The sequence below is a fragment of the Bacillus sp. FSL E2-0195 genome (assembly GCF_038003645.1).
GTDB classification, from domain to species: domain Bacteria; phylum Bacillota; class Bacilli; order Bacillales; family Bacillaceae_G; genus Bacillus_A; species Bacillus_A mycoides.
Genome location: NZ_JBBOPN010000003.1, coordinates 1 through 13,209 on the forward strand (window position 1 = coordinate 1; position 13,209 = coordinate 13,209).

General features: G+C 29.4%; 13 protein-coding genes. 7 read left to right on the plus strand and 6 right to left on the minus strand.

Features of this window, described 5'->3' with window-relative positions:
• Window positions 1–179: 179 nt before the first annotated feature.
• From MHH59_RS30625 to MHH59_RS30635, 3 genes are all read left to right on the plus strand, one after another.
• The gene (locus MHH59_RS30625) at window positions 180–758 is read left to right on the plus strand and encodes a restriction endonuclease subunit S (RefSeq protein ID WP_340853803.1); all 579 of its coding nucleotides are present in this window, start codon (window positions 180–182) and stop codon (window positions 756–758) included.
• Window positions 759–765: 7 nt separating this feature from the next.
• The gene (locus MHH59_RS30630) at window positions 766–2,214 is read left to right on the plus strand and encodes an N-6 DNA methylase (RefSeq protein ID WP_340853805.1); all 1,449 of its coding nucleotides are present in this window, start codon (window positions 766–768) and stop codon (window positions 2,212–2,214) included.
• Window positions 2,215–2,608: 394 nt separating this feature from the next.
• Window positions 2,609–3,169, plus strand: coding sequence for a MerR family transcriptional regulator (locus MHH59_RS30635; protein WP_197219312.1), 561 nt, complete (start codon window positions 2,609–2,611; stop codon window positions 3,167–3,169).
• 435 nt (window positions 3,170–3,604) lie between these two features.
• On the opposite strand, the gene MHH59_RS30640 is transcribed toward MHH59_RS30635, so the two are convergent.
• A complete protein-coding gene (locus MHH59_RS30640) occupies window positions 3,605–4,270 on the minus strand; it encodes a helix-turn-helix domain-containing protein (RefSeq protein WP_340853807.1) in 666 nt (221 codons plus the stop codon).
• A gap of 261 nt (window positions 4,271–4,531) precedes the next feature.
• On the opposite strand from MHH59_RS30640, the gene MHH59_RS30645 reads away from it, so the two are divergent.
• Window positions 4,532–5,353, plus strand: coding sequence for a hypothetical protein (locus MHH59_RS30645; RefSeq protein WP_340853809.1), 822 nt, complete (start codon window positions 4,532–4,534; stop codon window positions 5,351–5,353).
• A gap of 103 nt (window positions 5,354–5,456) precedes the next feature.
• Here MHH59_RS30645 and MHH59_RS30650 read toward each other — a convergent pair whose 3' ends face one another.
• On the minus strand, window positions 5,457–6,536 hold the full coding sequence (locus MHH59_RS30650) for a hypothetical protein (protein ID WP_340853811.1): 1,080 nt from the start codon (window positions 6,534–6,536) through the stop codon (window positions 5,457–5,459).
• An 80-nt stretch (window positions 6,537–6,616) separates the two neighbouring features.
• Here MHH59_RS30650 and MHH59_RS30655 point away from each other — a divergent pair, with 80 nt between their 5' ends.
• Entirely contained in the window at window positions 6,617–7,339 is a 723-nt protein-coding gene (locus MHH59_RS30655; protein WP_340853813.1) for a hypothetical protein, read from the plus strand.
• Between the two features lie 196 nt (window positions 7,340–7,535).
• On the opposite strand, the gene MHH59_RS30660 is transcribed toward MHH59_RS30655, so the two are convergent.
• Window positions 7,536–8,108, minus strand: coding sequence for a tyrosine-type recombinase/integrase (locus MHH59_RS30660; RefSeq protein ID WP_340853815.1), 573 nt, complete (start codon window positions 8,106–8,108; stop codon window positions 7,536–7,538).
• A gap of 263 nt (window positions 8,109–8,371) precedes the next feature.
• Between MHH59_RS30660 and MHH59_RS30665 the strand changes: the two genes are divergently transcribed.
• The gene (locus MHH59_RS30665) at window positions 8,372–8,680 is read left to right on the plus strand and encodes a hypothetical protein (protein WP_061662913.1); all 309 of its coding nucleotides are present in this window, start codon (window positions 8,372–8,374) and stop codon (window positions 8,678–8,680) included.
• A gap of 252 nt (window positions 8,681–8,932) precedes the next feature.
• Window positions 8,933–9,577, plus strand: coding sequence for a MarR family transcriptional regulator (locus MHH59_RS30670; protein WP_340853818.1), 645 nt, complete (start codon window positions 8,933–8,935; stop codon window positions 9,575–9,577).
• 569 nt (window positions 9,578–10,146) lie between these two features.
• Here MHH59_RS30670 and MHH59_RS30675 read toward each other — a convergent pair.
• The 3 genes from MHH59_RS30675 to MHH59_RS30685 form a co-directional block, all read right to left on the minus strand.
• Window positions 10,147–11,298, minus strand: a complete 1,152-nt coding sequence (locus MHH59_RS30675) for a hypothetical protein (RefSeq protein WP_340853821.1) — start codon at window positions 11,296–11,298, stop codon at window positions 10,147–10,149.
• 11 nt (window positions 11,299–11,309) lie between these two features.
• Window positions 11,310–11,813, minus strand: coding sequence for a hypothetical protein (locus tag MHH59_RS30680; RefSeq protein WP_340853823.1), 504 nt, complete (start codon window positions 11,811–11,813; stop codon window positions 11,310–11,312).
• A 1,147-nt stretch (window positions 11,814–12,960) separates the two neighbouring features.
• Window positions 12,961–13,209, minus strand: a 249-nt coding sequence (locus MHH59_RS30685; protein ID WP_340853825.1) for a hypothetical protein, incomplete at its 5' end; no start/stop codon positions are given.

Genomic DNA, 13,209 nt, shown 5'->3' on the forward strand with positions numbered 1-13,209 from the left:
TTTTTTTTTGTGTGTGTGTGTGGAAATTTTTAGATACTTAGTATGTTATATCTGAGTTGTAGTGTTATAATTCTAACGTAAGCATGCTGCATGATTTATGTTTGACTAAATATTACCACATGTTTTATAATCGAGTCAAGAAAACGTACAGCATGATTTTTTAGGGATGGTGATGAATTTTGGAAAAACGAACTTTATCAGAAATATGTCATATACGTACTGGATATCAAGGAACTAGAGATCCGGGAGAAACTTATCAACTTATTAATTTAACGAACCTTGATGTTAATGGTTTAATTGATTTTAATAATATAAAGACATTTTCTACTGAAAAAATGGATGGAAAATATCTTTTAAAAAAAGGAGAGATATTATTTAAGAAATCACAAAGTAGTCAATATGCTGCTGGGATTTTTAGCGAAGGACCTGATAATTTAGTACCAAGTATTCACTTTTTTATATTAAGTATTAATGAAAAATCAAAGGATATAGTAATTCCTGAATATGTAGCTTGGTATTTAGGGGAAGATGTGGTAAGGAAATATTTTCAATCAATAGCAGCAGGAATGGTTACAGCAACTATAAAAAAATCTGATTTAGCGACACTAGAAATAAAGATTCCTCCAATAGATGTTCAAAGAAAACTTATAAAAATTCAAAGGTTAGCTTTAGAAGAAAGAAAAATAATGGAGGAGTTTATTTATTTAAGGGAACAGCAAATTAAAAATGCTTTAACAAATCTAGTTTGGCAGGAGTGATTCACTTATGGTTTATAATAGTTCTGAAATTTTAAAAAGACTATGGAATGTTTCAAATTTATTTCGTGGTTTTATCGATATTGTAGAGTATAGAAATTATGTATTAAATTTTTTATTTTTTAAATATCTTAGTGATTATTCTCGACACTATCGAAATTTGGATGCTAATTATGGATCTTTTATAGAAGGAAATGAGAACGAAATATATATACCAGAAAATTTATCTTTTGAGTCTATTTATGAAAAACGGGAAAGTCCAAATATAGGACAAATTATTAAGAGTACATTGAAAGATATCGAGTATCATAATAGCAGCCAATTATATGGAATATTCATCAGTGCAGATTATGCTTTTTTTGATGATCCTACGAAAAAAAATGATATTTTAAAAAAATTTATAGAAGAATTTAAAAATATAGAATTAGGTCCTGAACATTTAAATCCTTATCTTTTGGGAGAAGTATTTGGACAAATTCTTAATCGATTTGCTGTTGATTCTGGGAAAAAAGGAGCAGATTTTTATACTTCTTTGGAAGTATGTAGATTAGTTTCTGAATTAATAGACCCTCAAAGCGGAGAAACAATATATGATCCAGTTGCTGGAAGTGGTGGATTATTAATAGAAACTGCAAAGTTGATTGAAAGTAAAAAATTCTCTTTATATGCCCAAGAGCAAAATAAAAATGCTTATATAATATGTAAAATGAATACATTTATGAATGGTATGAATAAGAATATTGGTGGGATAGAATGGGGAGATGTAATTACAGAACCTAAGTTTTTAAAAGAGGAAAAGTTAATGAATTTTGATATTACAGTTGCCTTTCTTCCATGGTGGGAAAAAAGTGAAAGACATCCAAGTGATATTAAGGATCTTTCCCGTTTTAAATGGGGCACTCCACCAACAGGAAAAGGAGATTATGCATTTATATCACACATTGCTTCTGGAATGAATGAAGAAAATGGAAGAGCTGCTATAATTATTCCACATGGTGTCTTATTTAGGGGAGGAAGAGAGAAAGATATTAGAAGAGCTATGGTTGAAGATAACATTATTGAAGCTGTTATTGGGCTTCCACCTAATATGATGTATAACTCGAGTATTCCAGTAGCAATTCTTATTTTAAAGAAAAATAGAAACAGAGATAGTATTTTATTTATTGATGCAAGTGATGAATACATTAGTGATAAACATAGTAATAAATTAAGTTCGGAAAATATAGAGAAAATAGTTGGTACTTATCGAAATTATGAAACTTTAGATAAATATGCTTATGTAGCAACGAAAGAAGAAGTTAAAAAAAATGACTATCAACTTACTATCCCCAGATATGTGGATACATTTGAAGAAGAAACTATTGATACAGAAAATGTTACATCCAAAATTAAAGATTTAACCCGTAAGATGGAAGAGGTTAGAGGAACCTTAGATAAATATTTAGAAGAAATATTATAAGAAAAAAATGTATATTGTATTCATGTATAGTTAACATAACGTCCTATTATCGGTAGCAAATACTTTCATAGAATCCTTATATGTACAGGGATTCTTCTTTTTTGTCTGTTTATTTGGTATACAGGATTTTATACATCGGTGATATAGCGAGGATTCTAGGGATCCCCACTATTCTTTTTTTGCATAAAATCTTGTATAAATAAAAAAGATTTTGATGTTATTATCGAGAAGTACTACATATCGGTGTTAAAATCGGAATGTATTTCGAAATTAAATCGTTTTTAAAATCGGTTTTCATATCGGTTGCAAGTGCATTCCGATTTTGATTAGAATGCTGATTTAATCGTGTTTTTTAAGTAAAAAACGTATTCCGTTTTTGGGGGAGGAATGAAAATTGGAACTAAAATCGGAAATGCATACACCGAAAATTGTTGCGGTTCTTTTAGGGATCACACCCGATTTGTTAAAGGTATGGTCAAACGAATTTAACATACAAACGGAGCGAAGTCAGGGAGGGCATCGCAGATACTCGAAAGAAAATATAGAAGAATTAAAAGCAATAAAAGAAAAAATACAGGTGCAAAAATGGTCTTACGATCAAGTTCGGGCATGGCGAAACGGAGAACTTGATTCGTTTGTTTCAAAAGAAGAAAAATCAGAATTAGAAAAGAAATTGAATGAAGTATTAGAAAATCAACAGTTACAAAATCAATTTAATCAAGCACTCGTTCAAAAATTGCAAGAAATTACGAATGAATTGGTTACGACAAAAGAGCATTTAGCGAATACGGAGAAAAAGTTAACTGAAGTAGAAGGTAAAAACAGTGAATTAGAAGTTTTTATAGAGAAGAAGCTAGAGAAGCGAGATCAGTTATTGCTTGAAAATATTAGAGATATGCAGGCTCAAAATCAGAAACAAAAACGGAAAGGTTTTTTCGGTTTGTTTAAAAAGTAAATTTGGCCGGTATTTTATGTAGGGTTCTAATGTCGGAAAAAGAAGAATAGAAATATAGCATACATACAATAAGGGAATGCAGTATAGATCAGTCTACAAGCATTCCCTTGCTATAGAGATGTTAATAATATTTTAATGCTGTTGCTGCTATATATGTCATATTGATTAAGAATAAAAAGATTAATATATCTAGTGTTAAAAAAATATATAATATTATTTTCATCTTTTTAGATATTTCATTTTTAATCATATATATAATAAATAGCATTGTAGTTGTTTGGAATAGCATGGTGAAAAATAAAAATGTAATAGCAAATACCATATTCCCTGGTATAAATGGAGTATTCATAATGAGTAGAGAACTAATTATATTAAGAATAAGTGTAGTTAGTATAAAAATATATTTATAGATGTTTCTAATTTTGATCACCTACTTTAATTTTTTGTTTGATAATATAGTTTTTTATTTTTATGGTTATATATAAGTATTTTGTTATTGTTTTCGTCTACAATGTAAACATCTTTTTCTTGCCAATCTATCCCGTGAGGTATATCTTTATCGATTGAAAATAAGACATCTTTATTTCTAAAAGGAATTGAATTTCGATGGGCATGAATGTTTATTTCATGTTCTTTTGTTTGAATGCTATAATCTCCTGAATAATTGGAGAAGAATGGTGTTAATTTACTATAAATATATAAAATTTCTTTTTTATCGCTTTCTTGATAAAAGTGGGAATTAATAACCTTTAGATCTGATGTTTTTATGTCTTTTGGTATAAGTAAAAAGGCAACGAGACAATAAAATATAACAACAATAGCAATTAAAGAATATATGTAGAGAGAGGCTATTAATAAATATCTTTTGTAATTGCTTTGTTTTATTATCTGATTTTGCAAATTTGAATCCTCCTTTAATAAAGAATCAATTGAAACATTAAATAGATTGCTTAAGGCTAATAAATTGGTTAGATCGGGAAGACTTTTTCCTAGTTCCCATTTAGATATAACTTGTCTTGAAATAAATAATTGGCTGGCTACATCTTCTTGTGTCATGTTATTTATTAATCTTAAATGTTTTATTTTTTTTCCAATGTCCATATATGTACCTCCTTTAATTACTTTAATTATTCTAATGTTAAATAGTAAGAAACGCATCGTAGCGTTATAAAAAAGGCATGCAACGATGTGTTGCAGACCTTTTTTATGTGATAATCTTAGAAATAAGTTTATCTAAAGAAGAACAGGAGAATATTAAATTTTTAGTGGAGATAGAAAGGAATCATGCAATAAAAAGTTTAGGATGATTTGTGATTTATAAATTATTTAATTTTAATATTAAAATTAACTGGAGTTGTTAGTGTGTTTGAAAAAGAATTATTAGATTTTTGTAATAGGGGAATGAATATTTTTTTTATGTTTAAATCCGTGAGAAGACGAGTAATTTGGTTTTTTATAATACAAATGTGTGTAATAGTATCTTTTATAACAATATGTATTCTTTTTAAAAAGAATTTAGATTTTATGGGAATGTTTATAGTTTTGTTTGAAACAGAATTATTCATTACTTCTTTATTATTTATTCGTAATTACATTCGAAGTTATATTTCAAAAGAGTATAAAATTAAATTTGGAAGTAAAGAATGGTATACCTTTAAATATTTACTGTTAAAGAAGTTTTTAATAAATAAAAAGATTTTAAATAAGCCTAATAAGTATAAAACTAAAAATGTTGAGGCATTAGACTTTTGTATAGAAAGATTTGAAAAGCATCTTGAACGAAAGAACAAAAGAAAATTTTCAACGATTGTAATGTCTTATAGTGCCATACTTATAGCTGTATTTGTACCTCTTTGGACGGCTTTTAATAACTGGATATATCAAAAGAATAATTTTGAGTTTGGGCAAGCCACAGCTTATTTTGGTTTAGCATTTATTATTTTGATTTTAGTTTTTTTGTTCTGGATATTTATTTGTCATTATTGTATTGGGGATATATTGCAGTTAAGGGAGCAAAGAATTATTCATCTTATTGATATGTTGAATGGAGTTAAGTTTTCTTTGAACAATTCTCATTATTTAGATGAATTTGGGAATGAAGATATTAATAAGCTTGTAATTAAAGTAATTGATGAGTATGAAGTAAAAAAAGAAATGAATCTTTTATTATTTTTAATTAAGTAATAATGTCGGAAAAGGAAAAATAGAAACATAGCATATATACATAATAAGGGAATGCAATATAGATTAGTATACAAGCATTCCCTTGTTATAATTATTATTATATTTAGTTAGCTTTTTCTTTAGTAGAGTTGATATTATCTTTTGGGTTTTTAATTTTTAAGTTTTTTAGATGTTGTTCAATATCTTTTTTTTCTTTTTTTAGTTCATTTGTATAAGATTGAATATCTTCATCATTAAAAGCTTTTATGATATCTCTAATTTTATTATCATTATCATTTTCTTTTTCATCTTCTTTTTTATTAAATAAATTTTTTATTTTGAATTTATATTTATTAGAATCTAAGCTTACAATCATACTTACTATAAATATTATTTCTGAAACTGAACCAATAAGTTCGATTGGGCCAGGAGATTGTACATTAGTTTTTATACTTATATTATTTTTATTTAGGGTTGTTTCTTTAATATTTGTTATTTCTTTATTAGTTATTTCTTTGAATTTATCTATTGGAGTTAAAGTATCTCTAATTAAATCAGAAAACATTAATGCATTTATATTTCCTTTTTTTTCAACATATAAAGTTAAGTGTGCTGTATCACCTTTAATAAATATAGAATCTATTGCTCTATCAATAAATTGTGCATAAGAGTTAGCATCATTTATCGTGTGATGAGAGTGAAATACTTTGTATAATTCTGGATCTAATTTTTGTCTTTTAATTGTTTTTAGCCATTTTACCTTTTTTCTTTTTATATAAGGACAAAATTTTGAATCACTAGGCTCTGTTGGAGTAATTGTAGGGAAATCTTTTTCAAAATATAATTTGCTTTCTGAAACTTCCCCAAAAGTAACATATTCTGAATCCACAGATGGTATCATAACTATGTCACCTTCTTTTATTTCATTTATAAATTTATTTATATTGTTTGCAATTAAGGTAGCTTGTCTAGATTGTTGACTTGGAGTTTTATCTTTTGATTGGGGACACAATGTAAGTATATCTTCTTTTGAAATTTCATTTTTTTTATTTACTATATTTTGATCAATTTCATTCCAGCCTATTGAGATGTAATTATTAACATCAAAGCTACTATAGTATAATCCGGATTCTGTTCTTACTAGCCAGTAGTTTCTTGTTGGTGATATGTTAGGGATAATAATTTCTTGAGTTGCTTCTGTCATTTTGTTCTCTCCTTATTAGTATTAATTAATACAAATTAAATAATATCCAACTATTTATTAATGATTAGGGTGTGAAGATTTTGAAATCTGTTTTTATTAAGGGAAAATTTTTGAGAAAAGTAGTATTATTATTAGCCGTTTCGTTAATTATACCAGTTTTAGTAACATTATCCTCATTTAAATTTGTTGAAAATACAAGTGCTTGGATTGGTTATTGGGGAAGTATAATAGGAGGAGTTTTAGGAGGATGTTTCACATTAATAGGTGTTATTTTTGCATTTACTCTTGAAAAAGAGAAAAGTTATATCGAACAATTACCAGATAAAATAGTTAATATACAAGCAATTAAAGAAATTGTTTTGAAACATAAATTTAAAATCATCTCTTTACAATCTTTAGGTTCACAAAGAGAGTTTGAACAAGTAGTTGAAGATGTTGAGGAAAAAGTTGATATGCTTTTTAGAGATATTGATGTTTTTAATTCTGATAAAGAATCTTTATTTTTTAAAGCTTCAAAAGTTGATACAGATGTATTTAATGCAATTCAATCTTATTGTTATTCATTGGAGATAATTAAAATGAATATCAAAAGATTAAAAACGCCAGATATAGATAGTGTGAATAATCTTTATAGAGAAATTACAAATGCAAAAGGGTTTCAAAAAGATATATTAAATACTTTAAAAGAAATATTAGAAGAAAAAGAAGAATATTATTTGAATTATTTGTATAATAATGGTAAATCGAAAATAATTATTGATAAATTTAACGATCATTCTTATTTAAAAAATATAAAAAAATAAATATGATTTATATTATGTCGATTAAATTAGTAATGATTGTTTAATGAAATCAAAGTAGCTTTATAATGGTAATCATATAAAAAAGAGCCTGGATTTAGGCTCTTTTTTATTTATATTATAGAAAAATTTTTCTTGAATTTTGTAGTGGTGAAGTTATTTGGGAGATTATAGGGTCTTTTTATGATTGCTAGAATTGTTATAAGTAGAATGTATCGAGAACATTGTCTTTTTCTTCTTTATTTATTCCGATATATTTTAATGTGATTTGCGGTGTACTGTGATTAAGTATTTCTTGCAACATAGCGACATCTTTTGTTTGCTTATAAAACCAATAACCGAAGGTTTTGCGCATAGTATGAGTTCCGATAGATTCTATACCAGCAAAATCTCCGGCTTTTTGTAATTGTCGATAAGCCTGAATCTTACTAATGGATTGCTCTCCTTTTCTTGAAGGGAATAACCAAGTACTTTCTAGTGTTTGGGCATACGAATAGACTTCATCAAAAATAGAAGTAAGGTTAATCATGCGTTCTTTCTTCGTTTTTCCTTCTTTAATTTTGAATTCTTTTCTTTTCTTTCGTTTTAACTTTAGTATGGTTTGTGTTTCGAGTTGGAGTAGATCACTTACGCGTAGTCCGGTATGAATGCCAACTAGAAAGAGAATATAGTCTCGTTCGGAACAATGACGTTTGAGGGCCCACTTCATATCTTCGATTTGTTCTTTGCTACGAATAGGTTGGACATCAATAAGATGTGGTTTTTTGTTCATGGATTTTTGACCTCTTTATTTATAGTGTTTTGAATGTATACTTTTGTTGTGTAAAATGAGGATATCAGGGTAATTGGTGAGAAGTCAATGATTTGGGGGAAATCAATGTAAACTAATATTTAAAAGTTTACATTGGAAAATAAGAAAAAGAAACTGGTTTTTAGGGTTCTATTTCTTATTTTGATAATATTTGTATCTTATTGTAGTTTATATATTCTATAATTAGTTTATTGAAATTTTATAGTTAAAAAGGATGATTGGACATGACAGTACAAAAAGAAAAGGTAACCAGGCGGGTTGTTTGTAGGAAATGTAAATCCGATCAAATAGTTGGTAATAAACGTGGGTATAATTTTAAAAGGATGTTTTTAATTCTGTTTCTTATGTTAGCTACACTTATAGCTATTGGAATAGTTCCTCGACATTCTCCACTTCAGGATATGGCTGCATTTGTTGTTTTTTTAATGATGCTCCTAGGGGCACCGATAACTTTATTCAGTGGATTTATTGGTAGAAAGAATATTGTCAATGGTTGTATGAATTGCGGACATACATGGATGCCTAAAAAATAGAATGTCTATAGATCAAAAAAGAAAAGACAGCTGATTTATTGCTGTCTTTTTACTTGTTGAATAAGTTTTAAAATCTATTGTCGAAAATGTGTTAAAATAAAAAAGAGAAACCTTGCGCCAACAAGGTCTCTCTAGTTAAAAGTTCCTGGTCAGGAAATATATTGTCTATATACATTTTATCATTATTTATTACATTTGTGAATGTGAATTAAATGTATTTGCTTTTCCTGTTCTTGGGAGTAGGGGGAGAACATGAGTAAAATTGTTAGTTTTGAAGAAGCTGAAAAGAAAGCAAAATCTAGAGAAAATCAGATTGAGAGCTTTTTAGAACAGGCTAATATTGGATTATCAGTTGATCAACAGCAAATGTTATTAAAAATTTTACATAGTACAACTGGAGATAATTACTTTATCGGAAAGAAAAAGAAACCTACTGATAGGGTGAAGTTTGTGCAGATTATTATGGATAATTATAATTATCTAAGTGAAATTGAATACTTAACTACAGCTGAAAAAGCTTTTTTAATGGATCTTATTCCTTATGTAGAGTTCAAAACAAATATTTTAGTTGAAAGGGCTAGCAAAGAGAATGAATTTGATTCTGATAGTGCGACGCCTACTTATTTAGCTAAGAAATTGAATAGAACTAGAGGAAAGGTTTCTCAATTAATGAATGGTTTAATGAAAAAGGGATTATTAGCTGTTGCGGAAACTGGTACAACAACAGAAGATGGACGAATTTGTACAAGCCGTACTTGGTTTGTTAATCCTAATATTATGTGTTGTTCTCCAAAAGATGGAGTGGATAAAGCAACTCAAAGAATCTTTAAAAAAGCACTTAGAAATTTTGTAACTGAAGATGGTAAAAAACATAAATTACCGATTTATTTATTTTAAATAAAATATTTTTAAAAAGAGAGTAATTTTTTTATTGCTTTCTTTTTTTTTTTGTGTTTTACCATTTTTTAGGTGTTCCTTTTTGGGTACACAGGTGTTCCTTTTTGGGTACACCCTATGTCTCTTAAACCCTTGATATTACTGACTTTTTATATTTTCTCTATCTCACTCTTTATATTAGCCTTCCGTTCTCTTAGTTTATTATGAAATTAAAAGGTGCTTACACGCTATCAATGTTCACATGTTTTGTAGTTAAAATTCGAAGAATTGCCCCTTTCGTAGTTCCCTTGCGTTGCTATCGTACTGGCTAGCCAGATCAGGCTATCATGGGGATTCTCATTGTAAAGGGTTCGGCTTTGCCCGTTCCGCTTTGCTACACGCCCTTTACAACGAGCCTCCACCCCATGATTTCATTGCCAGTGCGCCAGCTCTTACCGCAACGCTTTGGGAACTACAGGGGCGTTCCTGAATAAAAAATATTAGAAATTAAAAAAGCTTAGATTGGTTAACCAATCTAAGCTTTTTTAAAACCATTTTAGATAGAAAAATCCTTGTTTTTTCACAAGGATTTAGTTTAAGAGTGGTTTATCTCTTTGGGATTCGTAAGAATCATTGAAATTTAAACGTCTAAATAGATTTGTATTTCGGATTTTAATATTTTTTGGATCAATCATATATTGCCAAGACTTTAAGTTCTTTTTATTTTCTCTAAGTTTAGTAATTCTACTTATAACATTGTTTAATTCACGTTCATGATCCTCGTTCATCACAATAAAAGTAAAGCTTGTTATCACTGTTGGGAAACAAATCTTTAATAAAAATTCAATATGATAGATATCAGAGATTAGGTTATTAATTGTGATATAAGATGTTCCTGGTATCGGAATAATATTTGCTACGATTCGTAAAGATTCTTTTTGATCATTAATAAGTAATTTAAGAGAACAACGTGTAGTAAGGATTTTAAAGAGTTCATCGATAAATGTAATGAGTACATGAAGTTGAGTTTCAGGTGTCTCTTCATTGATTAACCATAATCCTCTATTTTCTTGTTTTGTCTTTATCAGAAAGTCTGTTACAAATTCTATATCAAGATTTTTAGGTATTTTATTGTTTGGAAAGTATTCTCCAAAGTAACGTGTATCTTTTTCTTGTATTGGGTTAATTGGGAAAAAGGGTTCTGTATATAATAGATAATAATGCTCGTGAGAGCAAAGTAATGCGGTTAATAATATTGGATCTGTATATTGTTTACTTAATTCTAGATAGTCTTCCATGCGGGTAAAATGGCGGAAGAGTACATTTTCTCCAGGTGCAATTGGTAGTACCTTTTTTTCTTGGCCAAAATAATAATAAGCACGATAAGATAAATAAATATATTCCGCACCATAAAAGGATTTAGAACCAATTAACAGTTTATCTTCTAACTCCTTTAATTTTGCATAACCAAGTGTTCTAGATTTATTCTTTTTCCCTTTTTGGTAGCCGAATAAATCTAGGAACTGTGACTTTAATATGTAAGGTTGATGATGGAGCATAAATGTAAATAGATTATGATAATGCTTCATGATGAATAAATGTAATTCATCACTTAATTTTCTCTTATGTGGACCTTCCTGAATTTCATGTAAGTTTAAGATATAGGGTGAATTCGTATTATTCATAATTTCATGTACTGTATAAAAAGTATGTGGAACGATAAATGTTGGTTGTATTGCCATGTTCTTTCCTCCTATAGTTGTTCATATCCGAATAAAAATGTTTTTGCAAATTCTTGTTTTTGTTGGATATCAATTTCTTTATAGTTACGTGTTGTCACTTCTATGGCAATGTAACCGCCATGCGCTTCACTATAGATGGCCCCATCGGGCGTTGGTTGGAATTTTCCTTGCGGATGGGACTCTACTATTCTTTTTTTAAAATCGTCGTATCTGGGGTCTTTCTGGGCTTCTGAATGCAATTGTTTTTCTGTTTTCCATGTTTCTCTCGTTTCTTTTGATAGAGAGATGTATTTTTCAGAGAGACGAATATCATGTTTGGCGTTATTTATACCGGTTTTATATTGATACTCTATTCCCTCTTTCTTAAACTTTTCTATCCCTTTTTCTCCTAAAACAATTTTTCCTGTACGTTCTTCTAAATATCCGCTATGACAAAGTTTTTTTAGGCGATCTCCTTTGATGTTATATTCTCTTTCCATTTGATCTCTGGTAGCTGTTCCAGTTTTCCAAAGCATATCCATGCCTTCAATTTCTTTTGTTTTTAGAATCCTTATATGTTTTCGTGGCGCGGCCATAGGGATGCCTCCTGTCTTTGCTATATTTGTGCATTTAATTATTTGGGAGGACATAGCGAAGCTGTGTGTCTTCGCTATGTGAACATGTGTAAATGTACACATGTTCACATGGTTCGTTTTTTATTAAATAAACATTTGTTTAAAAATGTTTATTTCATTTCATTCAAAAAAGCGTAAGCTGGTTTTGAATGAACCAATCTAATAGCGAAAGCTATAGATTGGAGAATGCAAAATGTGATGCGAAGCATGGCATTTTGTTTAAACAAATAAAACTTGCTGAAGGCAATTTTTATTTGTCTTTTTCTAAGAAGCGCTAGCTGATTTAGAAAAAGACTCTTGTCTGATGCGTAGCTTTCAGACAAGAAAATCCCGCAGGGCAAAATGCTCCTGAAGACCATTCACTCGGCTTGCCGAGCTTGTTTTTGGTTTAAGCGTAGCGAGAACCAAAAATGAATGCGTCTGACCGCAGGCATGTAAAAGCGTCAGCTTTTATCATGCTAAGGCAGGAGCATTTTGCCCTGCTTGAGTTTTACAGGACGAAGGACGGCGGGACGATCAGTGGATAGGTTTTGATCTTCCCGGTTTAAAGCCGTTAAGGCGATAAACCGGGCTCCCCGAAGGGGAGAATATGTACTTGATTCTATGTGATACCACATAGAATTTGATTTAACTATATTATACAATATATTAATTTAGATATGAGAGATTTTGTAATAGGAATATATGAGGGAATAGCTAGGGTTGATCACTGAGTCCGTAACGTTTATGCCGCGAAAGTTACTTGACCATGAGGGGCACCCTCATGCAAACTCACCAGAGGTGGCCCCAGAAGGGCGGTTTTTGCCCGCTGGGGTTATCTTTGGGAGTTTGAGGGTGTAGAGGCTCGTGGTCAAGTAAATCGTGGAATAAAAAGTGTAGGACGGGACGCTTCAGAAAAGGGCAAAAAACGAAAAGGTTATTGGAATATTATATTTTTAATAAGTCTTTGTTTAATCGAACGTTTTTTGGCATTGAAAAAACTCGTATGTTTTTTTGTTTTTTTTTTATATTAAAGAAAAGGAACTGGGCTAATAAAAGCCCAGTTCCTTTATCCTCTGTTAATTATTCTTTGTAACCTCATTATTTTCATTGCGAATCCAATATTTAAAGCAGTTAATGCTGTGATTACCATAATTGTTGGATGAATCCATAACCAGATTCCTATTATTTTTACTCTTGTAAATAAAGGTTCACTAGACCAATTAATTAACATTCCTAAAATCACTACACCATTTAATGTGCCAGCCCATTTATTTACTTTTTCTAACATATTTATTACCCCCAGTTTTTTTTTTTT

Excerpts from the sequence above, each read along its gene's own strand:
- MHH59_RS30630 (WP_340853805.1), top strand. The coding sequence starts at position 766 with ATGGTTTATAATAGTTCTGAAATTTTAAAAAGACTATGGAATGTTTCA.
- MHH59_RS30640 (WP_340853807.1), bottom strand. The coding sequence starts at position 4,270 with ATGGACATTGGAAAAAAAATAAAACATTTAAGATTAATAAATAACATG.
- MHH59_RS30650 (WP_340853811.1), bottom strand. The coding sequence starts at position 6,536 with ATGACAGAAGCAACTCAAGAAATTATTATCCCTAACATATCACCAACA.
- MHH59_RS30660 (WP_340853815.1), bottom strand. The coding sequence starts at position 8,108 with ATGAACAAAAAACCACATCTTATTGATGTCCAACCTATTCGTAGCAAA.
- MHH59_RS30665 (WP_061662913.1), top strand. The coding sequence starts at position 8,372 with ATGACAGTACAAAAAGAAAAGGTAACCAGGCGGGTTGTTTGTAGGAAA.
- MHH59_RS30670 (WP_340853818.1), top strand. The coding sequence starts at position 8,933 with ATGAGTAAAATTGTTAGTTTTGAAGAAGCTGAAAAGAAAGCAAAATCT.
- MHH59_RS30675 (WP_340853821.1), bottom strand. The coding sequence starts at position 11,298 with ATGGCAATACAACCAACATTTATCGTTCCACATACTTTTTATACAGTA.
- MHH59_RS30680 (WP_340853823.1), bottom strand. The coding sequence starts at position 11,813 with ATGCTTTGGAAAACTGGAACAGCTACCAGAGATCAAATGGAAAGAGAA.